Below are 20152 nucleotides of genomic sequence, written 5' to 3'. Positions count from 1 at the left end.
CTCAAGATGTCCACTTCTTTGGTGGACACTATCACCCACTCCATCACGCAGGCAGGGCAGTCAGACCGGACGGATACGAAGATTTTGCCATGTCTGCTGATAAGGTTGACCCCCCAAATGTGGAGGAGGCTTTGTATGACGCGGGCATTAAGTTCAGCCGACTAGGTGGTTGGGGGGGCGACTAGACCTTACCGCTCAGGGCTTCGGGCAGATGCCTTTTCGGCAGGCTATTCAGCTTGGATATATCAAATTGAGCCGCAATACCTGACCTAGACGCAGGGCATCTTGGGCGGGGCACATGCTCCGCTAGGGGGCCTCGGCTATGGGCAACTTCAAGCTTTCTACGCATTGCCGTTTGTGGGCCTCAGACGCTCCCCGTGTGTAGACTCCAAAAGTGATGTCCCTCTTGTTTGGAACGTGCCCCACCACGTCCCCGACGGTTTCACTTGGGTGCCCCGCATCTCGGGCTGACTGTACGAACCATCGACGGGCTGAATGGAAGTTGACCAAACTCCTTCGCCTGTCAGCATGCTTATCGTCTACGCCCAGCTTCAGACGGTAACGGTGGAACCTCTTGCCGAATGTATCGCCAGCGTCACGCTCATTCTGTAGCTCATGGAATAGCCATTCCTCCGGTCCTTTGCCTTTAGTCCTTCGTTCAACAATTTCAACGAGGTCAGGATGGATTGGCACCCTCCGTGCTGCCGCGTCGGTCTTGCCCTGCTGGATGTCGAACACGCCATCATGCACCTCTCCAGCCCACAAAGTCAGCACCTCAGCCATCCGCATTCCAGAGAGGAGCGACATCTTTAAGGCGTCCATGATTTGCTCCTGAAACTCTGGCCTTTGACGAACAGGGTAGGGGGAGTGTATCAACGTGATGACCTCTTCCGCAGTGAACGGACGTTCAGTGTCTTGGCTGCCACGTTCTACCCTCCTGCTGTTGTCTTTGATTTGCTGGCCGACCCATGCCCCCCCTTTGTCATCCCCGTTTGAGATATGGCCACGGGCATGAAGATAAACCCAGTAATGTCTTAGGGCGATCAGATGTGCATAGGCCGTTGTTGGATGCATGGCGTCAATTCGTTGCGTGACGTATCGCCCTATGATGCGGCGGTCTATTCGGTCCAGTGTCAGCTTCTCTTCAACACACCATCGGGCAAACTGGTTGATAAGCCCGCGACGCGCATTCTTAGTCTTCTGTGCCAGCTTTGCTCCGTTGAAATAGGCATCAAGAAAATGGTCAACCGGAACATGCGCCAGTAAGGCATCCTCATAGGCCCGCTTGGGTGCCCCGCGAAAGGCTTCCCTCTCGGCTTCCTCTGCGTGTCTCGCAATCTCCAGATCATCTGGCACAGCCTCCTCCGGCGTAAGTGACCATCCCAATTGGAGTTCCTCATTAGTTGGGGTTCTACTTTGCCTTGATCCAACTTGGTCTGTGTCAGCCTCATGGCCCACTGAAAGGGCCGACAAGGCCTCCCTCCAAAGGTTGCCACGATCACTTGCTGATGGCCCCGCTGGGCCTTTCCATCTGCCAGCGCGGATGTCTGCAAACATGCGGCCCGTCTCTATCTCCAGAATGTCCCGCCGCCCTTGAGCAATCCGCACATCTGCAGTTTCAAGGCTCCGCAGCCAAGCGGTCTTTCCATCAAGGACAGCGCGGCAATCGTGCGGAATGTCACGCTTGAACCACCATGTTTGGCCCTTCAGCGTCATGCGGCGCTGGGCACCCTTATTGCTTTTTCCTGCCACGATCAAACCCCATTCAGACCAACCATTCAGACCAATATTTCATCCGTAACCATCTGATTGTCAACAAACATTGGGGAAAGTGACTGCTTGGTTTGTAATCCCTTATCACCCACCACCTCATTCCTGAAAAGCGCACCATGAAAATTGGTGCGCTTTTTGTCTTTAAAGGGGTTGCATGCGCCCCGCGCTTCGGGCTAATAGCGCGTCAGTGGGTGATTAGCTCAGTTGGTAGAGCGCTTCGTTTACACCGAAGATGTCGGCGGTTCGAGCCCGTCATTACCCACCACTTACCGCCTTTCAATCCGGACATACCGTGTGGCCATGCCAGTCGAACGCGTCTGCACGATATGCGACAGGCGACCACACAAAAGGCATGGGCCATCAGCGCGGTCCTGCGCGCGTCCCGTCCAGATCGCCTGCGTCGACAGTTCATAATTCATCTGGCGTTTCTGGGTGATTCCACAAACATCGGTTCCGGGGCGCGAGAATGCCCCCTGATCCTGACGGATCAGGGGGCGGGCGGGCCGAACAGGACTTAATGGGGCCTTTGCCAAAGCAGAAATGCGCGTTTGATCGCCAATGAGCGCCGCTCTGACTTCATTCTTTTTCACAGAGTTGAAATTAGCGCTATCTGGCGCTTGACGGTCGTGGCAATGGTGCATATTACGCACCTCACGCTTGAGGCGAGACCTCGGGTGGGCATTAGCGGTTGTAGCTCAGTTGGTTAGAGTACCGGCCTGTCACGCCGGGGGTCGCGGGTTCGAGCCCCGTCAACCGCGCCACTTTTACTTTTACCGGTAAAGAAATTGGCCCCCTCACAGGGCCAGCTTTCTTTTGTTTTGCCCTTCTTTGTTCTGAAAATATCCGCGCCGCAGGCAAGATCCTTGAAAAGGATATTACGCGCTTCGCGCGAGAGTATTTGAACCGAGAAGAATGGCAAACATCAGTCCTCAAGGGCAGACAGGATGCGCGCCCAGCTGCGGATTCCCTTGTGAAAACTTTCCAGATCATATTTCTCGTTCGGAGAATGGATCTGGTCATCGTCCTTGCCGAACCCCAACAGCATCGAATCCATACCCAGGATACTTTTGAAATACCCCGCGATGGGAATTGATCCGCCGCATCCGACATAAGACGCAGCCCGCGCCCATTCTTCGGTCAGCGCCTTGCGGGCGATCTCAAAGGCGGGGTCACTGATTTCCATCTGGCTGGCCGGGCTGGCGCCGTGGTCGTGGAATTCAACCTCGCAGTCGGGCGGTAGCATTGCGCGGACAAAGGCGCGAAAACTGTCCCGGATCTTGTGCGGGTCCTGTGTTCCGACAAGGCGGAAACTGATCTTGGCATGCGCTTCGGATGGCAGGACGGTTTTGAACCCGTCGCCGGTATAGCCGCCCCAGATGCCGTTCACTTCGCAGGTCGGGCGCGACCAGATCATTTCCAGCGGGGTGCGGTCCTGTTCGCCCGCAGGCTGTGACAACCCGACATCTCCAAGAAATCTGGCATGGTCAAAGGCAAGGTTCTGCCACTGGGCGCGAATGGCATCGGGCAGTTCGGTCACGCCGTCATAGAAGTCCGGCACGGTGATCCGGCCCGTATCGTCATGCAGGGCCGCGATGATCCGTGACAGAACCCGGATCGGGTTCATCGCCGCGCCGCCGTACATGCCGGAATGCAGATCCTTGTTCGGGCCTTTGATCACAACCTCCTCGCCCAGTAATCCCCGCAGCATCGTGACGATCGCGGGAGAGGTCGACTCGAACAGGCCGGTATCGCAGATCAGGGCGACCTCTGCGCTCAGCTCTTCTTTGTTCTCGATCAGAAAGGGGATCAGGCTGGGTGAACCGGATTCCTCTTCTCCTTCGAAAAAGATTGTCAGGTTGCCGGGCAGGGAGCCGTGAACCGCCTTCCAGGCGCGGCACGCCTCAACGAATGTCATCAATTGGCCCTTGTCATCGGACGCGCCGCGCCCGCGTATGACCTTGCCCTTTGCGGTGTCCTCGATTGCCGGATCAAAGGGATCGCGGTTCCACAGGTTGAGCGGATCGACCGGCTGCACATCGTAGTGTCCATAGAACAGCACATGCCGCCCCGGCCCCTTTGATCGCGCGACAACCATCGGGTGGCCGGTTGTCGGCCTTACGCCGGCATCAAAGCCCAGATCTGTCAGGTCGCGCACCAGCCATTCGGCGGCAGCGACGCAGTCAGCCTGATACGCCGGGTCGGTGGAGATGGACCGGATCCGCAGCAGGTCCAGCAGGCGGTCGGTGGCTTCGGGAAGATCCTGGTCGATGCGGGTCAGGACGGCGTCAAGGGACATTGGGCAAGCTCCTGCAATGGGATATGCGCAGAGCGTATCAGGCGGTGGGGCCGTGTCCAGTGGGGTGGTCAGCCTGAGACAGGCGCGTTAGGATCGGGGCATTGCGGTCCGTGGAACGGAAAACCGGGCGGGGGCTTGGCCGAGGGCCTGTTGCGGCCCTTTCTGCGGGACAGGGGCATCCAGGTGATTCGTCTGGTTGCCTTGCCGAAGGAACCATGACGCGACGGCCTGCAACGATGGTGCCGCGCATATCGAAAAACGCGCCTGCAAGGTTATTGCATCCGCTTGATATGGATCATTTCGCGGGGTCGCGGCAATTTGTAGCCTCGCCTGATACGACATATGCATTTATATGCATGCAGACGCGGGGTCCGGCCCGTAGAGAAACTTGTTAGGGAGGACTTCGCTTGGATTATAACGCGAAGCTTGATGCGGCCATTGCGCGACTACACGACGAAGGCCGGTACCGGACCTTTATTGATATCGAGCGCCAGAAAGGCGCCTTTCCGCAGGCCAAATGGCGCCGTCCCGACGGAGAGCAGCAGCCGATCACGGTCTGGTGCGGCAACGATTACCTTGGCATGGGCCAGAACGCCGAGGTGCTGTCCGCGATGCACGAGGCACTTGACGCCACCGGCGCGGGGTCTGGCGGGACGCGGAACATTTCCGGCACGACCGTTTATCACAAACGCCTCGAGGCTGAGCTGGCCGACCTGCACCAGAAAGAGGCGGCGCTGGTCTTTACCTCTGCCTATATCGCCAATGACGCTACGCTTTCGACGCTACCGCATCTGTTTCCCGGTCTGATCATCCTCTCGGACGAGCTGAACCATGCCTCGATGATCGAGGGGATTCGCCGCTCGCGCGCGGAAAAGCATATCTTCCGGCACAACGACGTGGCGCATCTGCGCGCGCTGCTGGAAAAGCTTGACCCCGATGCGCCAAAAGTCATCGCCTTTGAATCGATCTATTCGATGGATGGCGATTTTGGCCCGATCGAGGCGATTTGCGATCTGGCCGATGAATTCGGCGCGCTGACCTATATCGACGAGGTTCACGCGGTGGGCATGTATGGCCCGCGCGGGGCAGGGGTTGCAGAGCGTGACGGGCTGATGCACCGCATCGACATCATCAACGGCACATTGGCCAAGGCGTATGGCGTGATGGGCGGGTATATCGCGGCCAGTGCCAGGATGGTTGATGCGATCCGGTCCTATGCGCCCGGTTTCATCTTTACCACCTCGTTGCCGCCCGCGATTGCGGCCGGGGCTGCGGCATCGGTCAAATATCTGAAAACGCATCAGGAATTGCGGGATCAACAGCAGCTTCAGGCGCGCATTCTTAAAATGCGGCTAAAGGCGCAGGGCCTGCCGATCATTGACCACGGCAGCCACATCGTGCCCGTTCATGTGGGCAACCCGGTCAAGTGCAAGATGCTGTCCGATCGCCTGCTGGAGGATTTCGGAATCTACGTCCAGCCGATCAATTTTCCAACCGTCCCGCGCGGCACCGAGCGCCTGCGCTTTACCCCGTCACCGGTTCATCAGGGCGGTGAAATGGACCGGTTGGTCAAGGCGATGGACAGTCTGTGGGCGCAATGTGCGCTGAATCGTGCCGACCTTGCGGGGTAGGCCTTTCCACGGGTGCAAATCGCCTTGTGCTATGGTAATGTTCGCTTAATAGGTTGGCACATCTTCGAATCGTCAGCCAGTTGGGGACATGCAGTGGCTTATACCGGGCAGATCATATGATCGGGCGTATTTTTGCGCCTAAGATAGCAGAAGTCACAGAGCCGAAGGGCTTTGACGATTTCGATCTGCGGCTTGGCGACATCATGCGCGGCGAGCGTGCCACCCTTGGAAAATCCCTGCTGGACGTCCAGCGAGAGCTGAAGATCAAGGCAGCCTATATTGCCGCGATCGAGAACGCCGACCCCCTGGCCTTTGAAACACCGGGGTTCATTGCTGGATATGTGCGGTCCTACGCGCGGTATCTGACGATTGATCCCGAATGGGCCTATACGAAATTCTGCGAAGAGGGCAACTTTGCCACCGCGCACGGGATGTCGGCGATGGCATCTTCGCCAAAGCCTGCGAAGATGACCTATCGGTCGAACGATGACCGAGACCCCTTTGCCAATCCCAACGCGACCTTCGTGCCGCGCAAACAGAAAGTCTTTGCCAATATCGAACCCGGTGCGCTGGGGTCTGTCGCGGTGCTGTTGATGCTGATCGGCGGGCTTGGCTACGGCGGATGGGCCGTGTTGCAGGAAGTGCAAAAGGTTCAACTCTCTCCCATTGATCAGGCTCCGGGCGTGACGTCGGATCTTGACCCGCTGGGCGGGACAGAAATCGCCCTTGCCGCTGGTATCAACGGGCCAACCGCGCCATCTGCCGGGTTCGAGGCGCCGGCGATCGAGGCGATGGACCGTCTTTACCGTCCGCAGGCGCTGGATGTGCCCGTTCTGGTGGCCCGTGACGGGCCGATTGCGGCGCTTGATCCATCCGCGTCGGGTGCGTTTGTTGTCGAAGGCCGGGACAGGCTTGTCTCTTTGGTGGCCGCGTCGGATGACGTGCCGGCAGCCGGGCCCGCCGTTCAGGTCATCGAGCCGCAGGCGGCTGACGTGATCCTTCTTGCCGTGCGCCCCGCGTGGGTGCGGGTTCGTGGTGCCGATGGCACGGTGATCTTCGAGAAAATCCTTGATGCGGGCGAAGAATACGCCCTTCCGAAAAGCGAAGAGCCGCCAATGCTGCGCGCGGGCAACTCCGGTTCGGTCTATTTCAAGGTAGCGGGGCAAACCTATGGTCCCGCCGGTACAGGCACATCGACCGCCAAGAATGTCGCGCTGTCGCCCGAAATGCTGACAGGCGCCTATACCGTGGCCGATATCGCAACGGATTCCGATCTGGCAAAGATCGTGAATGTCGCACAGGCGCAAACCGTGCCGGTCACGGAATAATCACCGCGTTCCGCGTTGCCAGTGGTCTGGTCAGGGTCTATCTAGGACGTAACGCCCGATAGACATAAAAGGCCATGTTCCATGTCGCTGAACCACGTTCGCCCCTGGCGCAATATTTACCGCCGCAAATCCCGCCAGATCATGGTTGGGAACGTCCCTGTCGGGGGCGATGCGCCGATTGCGGTGCAGACAATGACCAATACCGATACCTCGGATGTCAGGGCGACGCTGGCGCAGGTGATGGCCTGTGTCGAAGCAGGGGCGGATATCGTCCGCATCTCGACGCCCGATGAAAGCAGCACCCGCGCTCTGCGCGAGATATGCGCCGAAAGCCCGGTGCCGATCGTGGCCGATATCCATTTCCACTACAAACGCGCGATCGAGGCCGCAGAGGCGGGGGCTGCTTGTCTTCGGATCAATCCGGGCAATATCGGCGACGAGAAGCGGGTGAAAGAGGTCATCAAGGCCGCGCGCGATCACGGGTGTTCGATCCGCATCGGCGTGAACGCCGGATCACTGGAACGCCACCTGCTGGAAAAATACGGCGAGCCGTGCCCCGACGCGATGGTCGAAAGCGGCATGGACCATATCAAGATCCTTCAGGACAACGATTTCCACGCGTTCAAGATCAGCGTGAAGGCATCCGACGTGTTCATGGCCGCCGCGGCCTATCAGCAACTGGCAGAGGCCACCGATGCGCCGATCCACCTTGGCATCACCGAGGCGGGCGGGCTGACGTCGGGGACGATCAAATCGGCCATCGGCCTTGGCAACCTTTTGTGGATGGGTATTGGCGACACGATCCGCGTCAGCCTGTCCGCCGATCCGGTGGAAGAGGTCAAGGTCGGTTATGAGATCCTGAAATCGCTGGGGTTGCGGCACCGCGGGATCACGATCATCTCCTGTCCCAGCTGCGCGCGGCAGGGGTTCGACGTGATCAAGACGGTGTCGGCACTGGAAGACCGGCTGGCCCATATCAAGACGCCGATGTCGCTGTCGATCATCGGGTGCGTGGTGAATGGCCCCGGCGAGGCGCTGATGACCGACGTCGGGTTCACGGGCGGCGGGGCCGGGTCCGGCATGGTCTATCTGGCGGGAAAGCAAAGCCACAAGCTGTCGAACGAGCAGATGGTCGACCACATCGTCGAGCAATGCGAAGCGAAGGCGGCGCAGATCGAGGCGGCTCAGATCGAGGCGGCGGCCACCGAAGCTGAGGCTGCTGAATAATCCGCCCTGCGGGCCGGATGCCTGCGGCGCGGATATTTTCAGAAGGAAGAACGGCAAGGGGGCCGCAGGATGTGCAGCCCCTTTGTTCTATTGTTTGCGGATCTCGGCAGCGATCTGTTGCATGCCCTCGAGTGGCACATAGCCGCGCAGCAATTGGTCTGCCATCACGAAGGTCGGTGTGCCGTTGATCTGTAGCCGGTTGGCCAATGCGCGGGTGTCGTCGATTACCTTTGCCACCTCTGGCCCCGCCATCGCGGCCAGCACAGGCGCGGGATCAAGGCCAAGGTCAGCGGCGAGTTTTGCAAGGCTTTCAGGGGTCGCGTCGGCGCGCAGGGTGATCAAGGCGTCATGGGCCTGTTTGTAGAGGTCGTCGCCGTGGATCTGTTTGACGGCTATGGCGAATTGCGAAGATAGCAGCGATTGCGGCCCGAGGATCGGGAATTCCTTGATGATGTAGCGGATGTTGCCATCGCCTGCGACCAGCTCCGCGACCTCGGGGTGGGCTTTGCGGCAATAGCCACAGCGGTAGTCCGAGAACTCGACCAGGGTCAGGTCGCCATCCGGGTTGCCGCCGACCCAGGAATACCCGTCGTCAAAGATCGCGTCCTTGTTGACCTCGACCAGCGTCTGGTCGCCATTGACCTGTGCTTCTGCCTGACGGGATTCAAGCGCGTTGATCGCTTCGACCAGTACCTCGGGGTTTTCCACAAGGTAGGTGCGGATTTCCGCGCGCAGTGCGGCGCGTTCCGTGTCGGTCATCGCCGTCACATCAAAGGCCAGCGCGGGTGTCGCGAGGGTCAGGGCCGCGAAAGCTGCGACAAGGGTCAGGCGAGTCATGCGTTCAGTCTCCGTTCATTTTATTTTTGCTGCATCGGCAGCAGTCAACATCATATCTTGCGCCCTTTGCCAAGCGCTTGATCCGCGCGGCAACAATCCGGATGCGCGGGTGGCATGTGTGCTGGCGTCTTTCAGCCGGCCATTCAGGGCATAGCGTTCGGCGGTGACCAGCGAGGCCATGCCGTTTTGCCCCGCCTTGGCGTAGGCCACCGCCAGATCGCGCAGCAGACGCGGATCGAAGGGGTCGCGGGCGCGGGCGGTTTCCAGCACGCCAAGCGCCTTTGAATTCCCGTCCTTGGTGCCAAGCGCCAGCAAGGCCCGCCCGTAGCCCGCAAGGATCAGTGGCTGTTTGGGCGACAGGGCGACGGCGGTTGCATAGGCTGCGACCGCCTCGGGGAATTTACGGGATTCCAGCAGGATCTGCCCCCGGAGTTCTTGATAATAGGCGTCTTTCGGGGCCATCGCGACAAGGGCGTTGGCCAGTTTGATCGCCTCGGCCGGTTCCGGCTTGCGGTGCGTTGCCACGGCGCGGCGCATCAGGGCGATATCCGGGGCATCGGCTGATTTGATCTTGCGCAGGGTGGCAGCGGGGTTCTGGAGGAACGCGCCAAGTTTCCCCTGGGCGCGGGCAAAGAGGTAGTCGGCCTGCGGGTTGGTCTTTGCGCGGGTCTTGTAGGCGGCGGCATATCCTTCGACCGAGCGCAGGCGGTCACGCCACAGGGGGTGGGACAGCACGTAGGGGTCCTGTTGCACGACCGATAGCGCCTCTTGACCGCGAAAGATGTCCAGGACCTCCAGCATGGCGGCGGGGTCGGCGCCCGCATCGGCCATATACCGGATGCCAGCCTGATCCGCCGAGGATTCCTCGGCCCGCGTATGCGACAGCAACAGGCGTTGCGCGGCACCTGCGGTTCCAAGCGCCAGACCCGTTGCAGCCCGCCCGTTGCCCGACGCAAGTCCTGCGGCTGCGGCCAACGCGACGCCGATGCCCGCGGCGGTATTCGCGTTGCGGGTGTTCACGGCGCGCCGCATGATATGGCCGTTGGCGATATGGGCCACCTCATGCGCCAGAACGGATTGCAGCTGTTCGGCGCGCTTCAGCTTCAGGATCAGGCCCGAGGTGACGAATATGTTTTTCCCGTCGATGACAAAGGCGTTCAATCCGCTGTCCTGTATCACCAGAACATTGATCTGCGCAGGGCTCAGGCCCGCGCCCGAGATCATCGGGCGGGCCAGTTCATCAAGGGCACGTTCTATGTCGGCGTCGCGGATCAGGCCCTGCGCCGATGCGGGCAAGGCGGCCGCGGCCCAGAGAACGGCCGCCGCGATGATGCATCTAAAAGGTGATCCAACTGCCATTGACCTGCCCTGTCAGCACTGGGACAACGCCAGCACGACCAGTCTAACGAGGCGGACATGCGGAGTTCAAGGCGCGTGGGGATTGATCCCTTCATTGTGATGGCTGCCCAGGGTGCGGCGGGTGCGACATTCCCGGTGCCGGGGCGGGCCAATCAATCCAGCCGTCATGATGGCGCAGCACGGGGGGGCGCAAGATGCCCGTTTCATGGGGCGGGGGTTTGGCCTATAGTGCGGGAAAAAAGGACCAGAGGCCGATGCGCAGTTTTCTTGTGATTTTCCTGACCCTGATCTTGGGGGCCACGGCCCATGGGCAGGGGTTTTCCGGCCTTGCCCGCATCGACCCTGCAGGGTCGTCGATTACGGATGCGCGGCGCGGGCTGGTGGTGGATCTGGCGTTGACACAGGCGGTTCCATACCGCGTGTTTACGCTGGCCGACCCACTGCGGCTGGTGGTTGATTTCCGCGAAGTGGACTGGACTGGTCTGTCGCCCGAGGCGCTGTTGCAGGCCACCCATGCGACCGGCGTGCGCTTTGGCACGTTCCGGCCCGGATGGTCGCGGATGATTGTGGACCTTGCGGGGCCGATGGCGCTGGTCACGGCCCGTATGGCGACAGATGCCGCGACGGGCAAGGCGCGGGTCACCCTGCGCCTCGGCGATGTCAGCGCCGAGGGGTTTGCCGCCAAAACCGGCGCCCCCCGCGATCCCGAATGGGATCTGCCCGAACCGGCCAATGTTCCGGCCCCCAAGGCACGGCAAAGGGGCGACCGCCCGTTGCAGGTTGTGCTGGATCCGGGGCATGGCGGCGTTGATCCGGGCGCAGAGCGTGACGGCCTGACCGAGGCTGATCTGATGCTGCGGTTCGCGCTGGAGCTGAAGGAGGCGCTTGTTCGTGCGGGCAATTTCGAGGTGACGCTGACCCGCGAGGATGACAGTTTTGTTCCGCTGGAAACCCGCATCACCTTGGCCCGCGCGGCGGGTGCCGATGTGTTTCTGTCGCTGCACGCCGATGCCCTGGCCGAAGGCGGCGCATCGGGGGCGACGATCTATACCTTGTCGGGCAGCGCCTCGGACGAGGCATCCGAATTGTTGGCGCAGCGCCATGACCGCGCCGATCTGCTGGCGGGCATCGACCTGACCGAACAGGATGACGTGATCGCCTCGGTGCTGATGGAAATGGCGCGGCGCGACACGACCCCGCGATCCGACAGTCTGGCGGATCATCTGGTCAGATCATTGCGCGATTCCATCGGGCGGATGCACAAGCGACCGCGCCTGTCCGCCGGGTTTTCCGTGCTCAAGGCTCCCGATTTTCCATCGGTCCTGATCGAGGTCGGGTTTCTGTCCAGCCCGCAGGACATCAAGAACCTGCAAACGCCGGAATGGCGCGCGCGCGCAATCATGGGGATCAGGCAGGCGCTGCAATCCTGGGCCGTCAGCGACGCTGCCGAGGCGGGATTGTTGCGCCAGTAGGCGGTGTGGCCCCGGTCTCGCCTAAACGTGACGGAAAACATGGCGTGAATTGGCCGAATTCGGCGGGACTCGTTTTGACCCTGCCGCACGGGATGCGTATATAGTGCGTCAAACGGGTAAGGATTTCTTTGTGATCAGGGCTATATTCTCATTTATCGGCGCTATCTTCAGTTGGTTGACCATCGCGGTCTTTGCGGCTGCGTTCACCCTTGGCGCGATCTTCTGGATGTATGGCCGCGACCTGCCCAACCACGAGCAGCTTGCGCAGTATACGCCTGCCACGATCAGCCGGATTTATTCGGGCGAAGGGCAGATCATCGACGAATTCGCGACGGAACGGCGGCTGTTCGCACCCTCTGACGAGATCCCCGATCTGGTCAAGGATGCGTTCATCTCTGCCGAAGACAAAAACTTTTACACCCACAAGGGCTATGATGCCCGCGGCATAATCGCGGCGGCGATTGATGCGGTCGCCAGTCGCGGCAAGAACGTGCGCGGCGCCTCGACCATCACCCAGCAGGTGATGAAGAACTTTCTGTTGTCCGGCGACCGTTCGGCCGAGCGGAAGATCAAGGAACTGATCCTTGCAACACGGCTTGAACAGACCCTGTCCAAGGACAGAATTCTGGAACTGTATCTGAACGAGATTTTTCTGGGGCAGAACAGTTACGGCGTGGCCGCTGCTGCGCAGACCTATTTCAACAAGACGTTGAGCGACCTTGAACCACAAGAGGCGGCGTATCTTGCGTCGCTGCCCAAGGCCCCGTCGACCTACCACCCCGTCCGCGAGAAAACGCGCGCGACAGAGCGGCGGAACTTCGTGTTGCGCGAGATGTTCCAGAACTCGTATCTGACAAAACAGGCCTATGACGCGGCGATCGCATCGCCGCTGATGTCTGTGCAGAACGGCGATTACGGCGGGTTCAAGCAGGCGCTGCCGCCGCGCGACTATTTCACCGACGAAATCCGCCGCCAGCTGAGCCGCGATTTCGGGCAGGACGAATTCTTTTCCGGTGGTCTGACGATCCGCGCGACCGTCGATCCCGAAATGCAGGCAGAGGCAGCAAAGGCCTTGCGCACGGGTCTGGAAACCTTTGACCGCGGGCAGGGCATCTGGCGCGGCACGAACAAGGTTCTTCCGCCAGAGTCGTTGACCGCTGACACATGGCGAGACGCGCTGGCGGATGTCAAAATCGCCCGCGACATCGAGGGCTGGTCTGTCGCGGTGGTGCTGGAAGTGGGCGATAATGACGCCCGCATTGGCATCGAGGGCGTCGAGGATGACGCCGACGGCCACTGGATTCCGGCAAAGGACGTTCAATGGGCCCGCAAACGTCAGGGTGACGGGCGTCTGGGCAAAAAGGCGCAGGTGGCGGGCGATCTGGTCAGCGTCGGCGATATTGTCCACGTCCGCCGGATGACCGCAGACAGCGACGGGTCATTCGTGCGCTGGACCCTGCGGCAGGTGCCAGAGGTTCAGGGTGGCTTTATGGCGATGGACGTGGACACGGGCCGCGTGATTTCCATGCAGGGCGGGTTCTCGTATCAGCATTCCGTGTTCAACCGCGCCACGCAGGCCGCGCGTCAGCCCGGTTCCAGCTTCAAGCCATTCGTGTTTGCGGCGGCGCTGGACAGCGGCTATACGCCCGCCACGATCGTGATCGACGCGCCGATCGAGGTCGAGACGGCGCAGGGGCTTTGGACACCGAAGAACTCGTCGAACAAGTTCTATGGCCCGACGCCGTTGCGCACCGGAATCGAGCAGTCGCGGAACCTGATGACCGTGCGTTTGGCGCAGGAAGTGGGGATGGAAAGCGTCGCCCGCTACGCCGAGCGGTTCGGGGTCTATGACCGGATGAACCCGTTCCTGTCCAACGCTTTGGGGGCCGAAGAGACCACGCTTTATAAAATGGTCGCCTCCTATGCGATGTTTGCCAATGGCGGCGAGCGGGTCGAGCCGACCTTGGTTGACCGCGTGCAGGACAGGTATGGCAAGACGATCTACCGCCATGACACCCGCACCTGCGCTGATTGCGGCACCGCCGACCTGCCCTCAGGCCGCGCACCCACGATCATTTCCGACCGCGAGCGTGTGATCGACGCGATCACGGCCTATCAGCTGACTTCGATGATGGAAGGCGTTGTGCAGCGCGGAACCGCAGCAAGCTCCGTCAGGCTGCCGGTGCCCGTCGCGGGCAAGACCGGCACCACGAACGACAACAAGGATGCCTGGTTCATCGGGTTCACATCGAACATCGTGGCGGGTTGCTATATCGGCTATGACCAGCCGCGATCTATGGGGGCCCATGCCTATGGCGGCAACCTGTGCGGCACGGTTTTCACGGACTTCATGACAAAGGCGATCCAGAAATACGGTGGTGGCCGGTTTGAGGTTCCTCCGGGGGGGCATTTCATCAATATCGACCGGTTTACCGGTGCCCGCCTGTCCGACGGCGCATCCGGGGACAACGTCGTCGCCGAATATTTCCGCGATGGCGAAGACCCCATGTTCGGCATCACCTTTGACGGCGGCTTTGCCATGGGGTCGGACCTGCAACTGTTCAGCAACGGCGAGACCGACAGCCAGTCCACGACGTCGGTGCGCACCTCGTCCGGCGGCGTTGCGAAGATCCCGAAAAAGGCGACCTTCGGAACGCTTTCCTCTGGTGGCCTATACTGACCTTGCCGCGACGGGGCAGGGTTGGTATCAGGCAGGTCTGAAACAATATCCAAGGGTGCAAGTCATGCGTGCAGACACGCAAAACACGGTCGATGCGATCGAAAAGTCGATTGCCCTGCTGCGCCAGCGGCTGAACTGGGAGACGGTCGATCACCGTCTTGAAGAGTTCAACGCCATGGCCGAGGATCCCGACCTGTGGAACGATTCCGAAAAGGCACAAAAACTGATGCGAGAGCGTCAGACCCTTGTCGATGCCGTAGAGACAGCCAAGGGCATCGCGCAGGAACTGTCCGACAACATCGAGCTGATCGAAATGGGCGAGATGGAAGGCGATGCCGGTATCATCGCGGACGCCGAAGAGGCCCTGAAAACGCTGGCCAAGCGGGCCGCCGAGAAAGAGCTGGAGGCGCTGCTTGACGGCGAAGCCGATGCCAACGACACGTTCCTTGAAATCAATGCGGGTGCCGGCGGCACGGAATCATGCGACTGGGCCAGTATGCTGGCGCGGATGTATGTTCGTTGGGCGGAAAAGAAGGGCTACAAGGTAGAGCTTCAGTCTGAATCCGCAGGCGAGGAAGCGGGCATCAAGTCCGCCTCTTACAAGATCAGCGGGCCGAATGCCTATGGCTGGCTTAAGTCTGAATCGGGGGTTCATCGGCTTGTGCGCATCTCTCCCTATGACAGTGCCGCGCGGCGTCACACCTCGTTCAGCTCTGTCTGGGTCTACCCCGTTGTCGACGACAACATCGAAATCGAGGTCGCGCCGAACGACATCCGTCTGGACACCTATCGGTCATCGGGGGCGGGCGGGCAGCACGTCAACACGACCGACTCTGCGGTGCGGATCACCCATTTTCCCACGGGTATTGTCGTGACCAGCTCTGAAAAGTCGCAGCACCAGAACCGCGACATCGCGATGAAGGCGCTGAAGTCGCGGCTGTACCAGATGGAACTGGATCGCCGGAATGCGGCGATCAACGAACAACATGATGCGAAGGGCGACGCGGGCTGGGGCAACCAGATCCGGTCGTATGTCCTGCAACCCTACCAGATGGTGAAAGACCTGCGCACAGGGGTGGAAACCTCGGATAGTCAGGGCGTGCTGGACGGTGATCTGGACAAGTTCATGGCCGCGACGCTGGCCAAGGACGTCGCAGGGAAATCCCGCGCCGAAGCACAGGGCGAATAGCAGGGCGCAGCCCCCTTGACGTCACGGGCCCCGACGCGCGACACTCCGCCGACGCGCGAGCTTTGGGAGGAGCTGATCCGTGATGAACACATCTTTACCGGCCGCATCGGCCTTGCCTGACATCGGCAAGATCCGGTTCGTCGATCTGACCTCATCCCTGATGGCGGGTTTGCGTGATTTTCGCGCCGCACCGGAATTCGGGCTGTTCTTCAGCATTATCTATGTCGCGGGCGGTCTGTTGCTTTGGCGGCTGACGGCGTTCACCGGACAGACGTCATGGCTGGTGTTCGCGGCCTTCGGATTTCCGCTGATCGGGCCATTCGCGGCGGTCGGCCTTTACGAGGTCAGCCGCAAGCTGGAAGCGCTGGAAAAACCCCACTGGAAAGAAGTCCTGGGCGTTGTCCTTCACCAGAAAGACCGGCAGATTCCGGCGCTTTCGGCGATTATCATCCTGATCTTCATGTTCTGGTTCTTCATCGGCCACATGATTTTCGCGCTGTTTCTCGGGCTGAGCACGATGACCAATATCACATCGTCCTTTGACGTCTTCCTGACGCCCAACGGGCTGACGATGCTTGCTGTCGGGTCGGTTGTGGGCGGGTTGCTGGCGGCGCTGACGTTTTCGATCACCGTGATGGGCCTGCCGTTGTTGCTGGACAAGGAACTGGATTTCGTCACCGCCATGATCATCAGTTTCCAGACGGTGACCGCGAACCTGCCGATGATGATCCTGTGGGGGGCCATCGTTATGGTGCTGCTGCTGATCGGGATGGTTCCCTATTTTCTGGGGCTTCTGGTGGTTCTGCCGGTGCTTGGGCACGCCACCTGGCACCTGTATCGCAGGGCGCTGTATTTCGAGGTGTAGAACCCCGACGTTCCCCGGTTTACTAACGAATAAGGGCGCCAGAGTTGCCTCTGACGCCCTGAATTCTGATATCCGGCGATCTTAGCTTTTCGCTGGATCTTTCGCCGCAGGGATCGCTGGCAAAGGCTTGGTCGTGCCGTTGTTCAGCGGGTCGTCCTGACGTTGGACCGAGCCTTCGAAATGGGCGCCCGATTCAATTGCGATTGTCTTGTGGATGATGTCGCCTTCGACACGTGCGGTCGATGTCAGGCGCACCTTCAGGCCACGAACGCGGCCAATGACGCGGCCGTTGACCACAACGTCGTCGGCAATGACCTCGCCCCGGACAGTGGCGCTTTCGCCGACGGTCAGAAGATGGGCGCGAATGTCGCCCTCTATGGTGCCTTCGACCTGGATGTCGCCGGTGGTCTTCAGGTTGCCGGTGATCGTCAGGTCAGAGGACAAAACCGATGCGGGGGGCTTTGCCTTGGGCGCGGATGGGGTGAAGTCACCCATCGGCTTTGACACGGGCGCCTCGGGGGTCTTTGCCGTCTCTGAATCAGCCTGTTTCGGGCCGGGCTCGTTGATCCTGCTTTTAGAAAACATCGTTCGCTGCCTTGATATAAACCATTGGATTTACGGGCTTGCCGCCCACGCGCACCTCATAGTGCAAATGCGTGCCGGTAGACCGGCCAGTGTTTCCCATATCACCTATCCGGTCGCCACGCGAGACCCTTTGACCAACCTTCACGCGGATTTGGGATTGATGGGCGTAACTGGTTTCGATTCCGAACTGATGCTGGATCTTCACAAGGCGACCATAGCCCGATGACCACCCTGCGTGTGTCACGACACCGTCGGCGGTCGCATAGATCGGAGTGCCATGCGCGCCGGCAAAATCTGTGCCTGAATGCATCCGCGATCCGCCGGTGATCGGGTCACGGCGCACGCCGAACCCGCTGGTGAACCGGAATGCCGATTTGACGGGAATGGCAAAGGGCGCTTTTTCGGCGGCGATGCGATACATGTTCATCTTGTCGAGCGACCCGATGATCGCATTCGCACGCAGGCTGTCGATGTCCAACGGGTTGCCTTTGGTCGAAAAGGCGATGGGGGTCAGCGGGCCACCCTGGCCGGAATACCCGCGGCGCACCTCTTCGATAATCCGGTCTGTGGGCATGCCGGCGGCGCGGAACATCTTGTCCAGCGGGCTAAGCGAGACACTGACGGCCTCTTCCAGCTGGCCGAAAATCTTGTTGTTGCGGTCCTCCACCAGACGCGCCTCGTGTTCCAACTCTTGCACCTCCTGAAAGGCTTCGGCAGCGTCCGAGGCGATTTGGTCACGCTCTTGCGCGGTGGTATCAAGGGCTGCGGTCAGGAAATCGACAGTGCCTTCGATATCGTCGGCGCGGCCTGCGTCGGTGCGGGCGGACCCTGTGGTGCTTTCCAGCTGGGCGGTCAGAACGTCGGTTTCCTGAAGTGCCCCGTCGCGCTCTTTGACAACGCGCTGAAGGGTCTTCTGGATCACCTCGATCCCGGTTTCCAGCTCTTTGCGGCGATCTTCGGAGGCCAGATAGCTGGACTGCATCACCGAGACCTGCTCCAGCGCGACGCTGAAGCGTTGCTGGGCTGCGCTTGCCTCTTCGGCGCGCTTGTCCCGTTCCCGCGACAGCGCGTTCAGCCGTGCCTCGTAGGTGAATTGCTCGCGTTTCGCCTGTTCGCGGACATTGCCGGCCCCGATGCTGTCCATCAAAAGGATGGCCGTCGCGATGATCGTCCAGGCGACAACAAGCGCACTTCCCGTCAGGGCGATGGCCTGTGTGACGGGATAAAGCCGGATAAACCGGGTTTCATGATCTGATCTTAGAAAAAGCCGTTGTTCTGGAAGATGACGCTCTAATGCGACATTCAGTTTGTGTGCGATACGCGATTTCAATAGTTCTGCCCCGGTTGCCTCATCCCCATACGATAAAGTGCCTTGGACGTCCCCGCACCAAGACACTTGGGTCGTGATTAACGGCAGGTCGCCAATCCCGCAACATTTTTGAGCATTTGCACTGGGTTGCACGGCGAAACGGCGCCGATACCGGCGAGATTTCGCCTATATGCGTTGCATGTGGTTAACGATTGGCCTGCGCCCGCCCTGTCACGGCGCGGCATCCTCTGTCAGGGGCCAATAGAAATCCGGCGGTATTCCCGCCTCTGCGCGCTTTTCCTCGTTGAACGGCGGCTTCAGCGTGCTGTGGAAATAGCGGCGCACCAGATCGTGGAAAACCACTTTGGGATCAAGGTCATGGCGGCCACACAGAAAGTGGAACCATTTCGATCCGTAGGCCACGTGGTGCACCTCCTCGGCATAGATCACCTGAAGGGCGTCTATGGCGCGGGTGTTGCCCGCCTTGCGGAACACCTCGATCATGCCGGGGGTCACGTCCAGGCCGCGGGCCTCCAGCACCATGGGGACCACGGCCAGTCGCCCCATCAGATCGCCGGCGGTGTCTTCGGCGGCGTGCCACATGCCCGCATGGGCCGACATCGCGCCGTAGTGGCTGCCGACTGCCTCAAGACAGTCGCACATCAGATTGAAATGCTTGGATTCTTCGTCGGCTGATTTGACCCAGTCGTCATAGAACCCGACCGGCATCGGCACATGGCCGAAGCGGGCGATGATATCCCAATGCAGGTCCACCGCGTTCAGTTCGATATGGGCGACGGCATGCAAAAGCGCGATCCGGCCCTCGGGGGTGCCGGGGCGGCGGCGCGGCACGTCGCGCGGCGCCAGCAGCTCGGGCAGGGCCGGTCGGGCGGGCTGCATGGGCGGCGTGGCGGTGCCGATGGGCGGCACCGTGCCATCGGCGCGCGCGGCCTGCCACAGGGCGGCGTATGTGCGCGACAGGGCGGTTTTTGCGCGGCCATCGGCGGTGTTCAGCACCTCGACTGCCATGTCGGTCAAGGGCTTCATCACAGGGACTTCACGGCCTCAAGCACCTCGTCCACATGTCCGCCGACCTTGACCTTGCGCCAGACGCGGGCGACCATGCCGGTGCCGTCGATCAGAAAGGTCGCCCGTTCGATCCCCATGTAGGTTTTGCCATACATCTGTTTTTCAACCCAGGTGCCATAGTCCTCGCACAGGGTGCCATCCGCGTCGGACACAAGCGCTATGCCCAGTCCATGCTTGGCCACGAATTTGTCGTGCTTGGCGACTGTGTCCTTCGACACACCGATCACGACGGCCCCTGCCGCCTCGAACGCGGCCGCCTGTGCGGTGAAATCCAGCGCCTCGACGGTGCAACCGCTGGTGTCGTCCTTGGGATAGAAATACAGCACGACGGCCTTTGGCCGCAGGGCGGACAGGGTGATGTCGGTGCCGCCATCGCGGGGCAAAGTAAAGTCGGGGGCGGTCTGGCCTTGGTCGATCATGGTCTTGTGATCCTTGCTATCGCATTTGTTGACTTCTGTTTTAGCGCAAAACTTTGATAGATAAAGGCAAGAGGCGCCGATCGCGCCCGAATA

Annotated in this window: 15 protein-coding genes, 2 tRNA genes and 1 pseudogene; 9 read left to right on the top strand and 9 right to left on the bottom strand. The window is 60.6% G+C overall.

Translation table 11 applies throughout. The annotated features are described in order from the left end of the window. Positions 1-306: 306 nt before the first annotated feature. Together ACEN2R_RS06555 and ACEN2R_RS06550 are read right to left on the bottom strand one after the other, a co-directional pair. The gene (locus ACEN2R_RS06555) at positions 307-1356 is read right to left on the bottom strand and encodes a tyrosine-type recombinase/integrase (RefSeq protein WP_442040445.1); all 1050 of its coding nucleotides are present in this window, start codon (positions 1354-1356) and stop codon (positions 307-309) included. 195 nt (positions 1357-1551) lie between these two features. Further along, positions 1552-1716 (bottom strand): annotated as a pseudogene (locus ACEN2R_RS06550) (DUF6538 domain-containing protein); the annotation flags it as partial. Between the two features lie 246 nt (positions 1717-1962). Here ACEN2R_RS06550 and ACEN2R_RS06545 point away from each other — a divergent pair. Both ACEN2R_RS06545 and ACEN2R_RS06540 read left to right on the top strand, forming a co-directional pair. Next, a tRNA-Val gene (locus tag ACEN2R_RS06545) sits at positions 1963-2038 on the top strand. Between the two features lie 419 nt (positions 2039-2457). Then, positions 2458-2534: transfer RNA gene (locus ACEN2R_RS06540), tRNA-Asp, on the top strand. A 161-nt stretch (positions 2535-2695) separates the two neighbouring features. On the opposite strand, the gene ACEN2R_RS06535 is transcribed toward ACEN2R_RS06540, so the two are convergent. Beyond that, a complete protein-coding gene (locus tag ACEN2R_RS06535) occupies positions 2696-4069 on the bottom strand; it encodes a M20/M25/M40 family metallo-hydrolase (protein WP_442040426.1) in 1374 nt (457 codons plus the stop codon). Positions 4070-4476: 407 nt separating this feature from the next. Between ACEN2R_RS06535 and hemA the strand changes: the two genes are divergently transcribed. The 3 genes from hemA (at position 4477) to ispG (ending at position 8255) form a co-directional block, all read left to right on the top strand. After that, positions 4477-5700: a 5-aminolevulinate synthase gene (gene hemA / locus ACEN2R_RS06530; protein ID WP_442040424.1), complete on the top strand. Its 1224-nt coding sequence runs from the start codon at positions 4477-4479 to the stop codon at positions 5698-5700. Between the two features lie 116 nt (positions 5701-5816). Beyond that, the gene (locus tag ACEN2R_RS06525; RefSeq protein ID WP_442040422.1) at positions 5817-7028 is read left to right on the top strand and encodes a helix-turn-helix domain-containing protein; all 1212 of its coding nucleotides are present in this window, start codon (positions 5817-5819) and stop codon (positions 7026-7028) included. 81 nt (positions 7029-7109) lie between these two features. Further along, positions 7110-8255 (top strand): flavodoxin-dependent (E)-4-hydroxy-3-methylbut-2-enyl-diphosphate synthase, encoded by a 1146-nt coding sequence (gene ispG, locus ACEN2R_RS06520; RefSeq protein ID WP_442040420.1) that lies wholly within the window; start codon positions 7110-7112, stop codon positions 8253-8255. A gap of 87 nt (positions 8256-8342) precedes the next feature. On the opposite strand, the gene ACEN2R_RS06515 is transcribed toward ispG, so the two are convergent. Together ACEN2R_RS06515 and ACEN2R_RS06510 are read right to left on the bottom strand one after the other, a co-directional pair. Beyond that, complete coding sequence (locus ACEN2R_RS06515) at positions 8343-9092, bottom strand: DsbA family protein (RefSeq protein WP_442040418.1); 750 nt, start codon at positions 9090-9092, stop codon at positions 8343-8345. A 15-nt stretch (positions 9093-9107) separates the two neighbouring features. Further along, complete coding sequence (locus tag ACEN2R_RS06510; RefSeq protein ID WP_442040416.1) at positions 9108-10451, bottom strand: M48 family metalloprotease; 1344 nt, start codon at positions 10449-10451, stop codon at positions 9108-9110. 254 nt (positions 10452-10705) lie between these two features. On the opposite strand from ACEN2R_RS06510, the gene ACEN2R_RS06505 reads away from it, so the two are divergent. The 4 genes from ACEN2R_RS06505 (at position 10706) to ACEN2R_RS06490 (ending at position 16657) form a co-directional block, all read left to right on the top strand. After that, on the top strand, positions 10706-11923 hold the full coding sequence (locus tag ACEN2R_RS06505; protein ID WP_442040414.1) for an N-acetylmuramoyl-L-alanine amidase: 1218 nt from the start codon (positions 10706-10708) through the stop codon (positions 11921-11923). Between the two features lie 130 nt (positions 11924-12053). Beyond that, complete coding sequence (locus ACEN2R_RS06500; protein ID WP_442040412.1) at positions 12054-14603, top strand: penicillin-binding protein 1A; 2550 nt, start codon at positions 12054-12056, stop codon at positions 14601-14603. A 64-nt stretch (positions 14604-14667) separates the two neighbouring features. Next, positions 14668-15792: a peptide chain release factor 2 gene (prfB, locus tag ACEN2R_RS06495; RefSeq protein WP_442040410.1), complete on the top strand. Its 1125-nt coding sequence runs from the start codon at positions 14668-14670 to the stop codon at positions 15790-15792. Between the two features lie 82 nt (positions 15793-15874). After that, positions 15875-16657 (top strand): DUF2189 domain-containing protein, encoded by a 783-nt coding sequence (locus tag ACEN2R_RS06490; protein WP_442040443.1) that lies wholly within the window; start codon positions 15875-15877, stop codon positions 16655-16657. A gap of 81 nt (positions 16658-16738) precedes the next feature. On the opposite strand, the gene ACEN2R_RS06485 is transcribed toward ACEN2R_RS06490, so the two are convergent. From ACEN2R_RS06485 to ACEN2R_RS06470, 4 genes are all read right to left on the bottom strand, one after another. After that, on the bottom strand, positions 16739-17242 hold the full coding sequence (locus ACEN2R_RS06485; RefSeq protein ID WP_442040408.1) for a bactofilin family protein: 504 nt from the start codon (positions 17240-17242) through the stop codon (positions 16739-16741). Continuing rightward, positions 17232-18572, bottom strand: a complete 1341-nt coding sequence (locus ACEN2R_RS06480) for a DUF5930 domain-containing protein (protein ID WP_442040406.1) — start codon at positions 18570-18572, stop codon at positions 17232-17234. The genes ACEN2R_RS06485 and ACEN2R_RS06480 overlap by 11 nt, the downstream gene beginning before the upstream one ends. A gap of 210 nt (positions 18573-18782) precedes the next feature. Then, positions 18783-19598: a ferritin-like domain-containing protein gene (locus ACEN2R_RS06475; RefSeq protein WP_442040404.1), complete on the bottom strand. Its 816-nt coding sequence runs from the start codon at positions 19596-19598 to the stop codon at positions 18783-18785. Then, positions 19598-20059 carry a peroxiredoxin gene (locus ACEN2R_RS06470; protein WP_442040402.1) on the bottom strand — a complete coding sequence of 154 codons (462 nt, stop codon included), beginning with the start codon at positions 20057-20059 and terminating at the stop codon, positions 19598-19600. The genes ACEN2R_RS06475 and ACEN2R_RS06470 overlap by 1 nt, the downstream gene beginning before the upstream one ends. Positions 20060-20152: the final 93 nt, after the last annotated feature.

This window comes from Pseudogemmobacter sp. W21_MBD1_M6 (assembly GCF_052119585.1).
In the GTDB taxonomy this organism is placed as follows: Bacteria; Pseudomonadota; Alphaproteobacteria; order Rhodobacterales; family Rhodobacteraceae; genus JBGQOJ01.
Note: the sequence above shows the minus strand (reverse complement) of the source record. Positions and strands in the feature narration are given on the sequence as shown.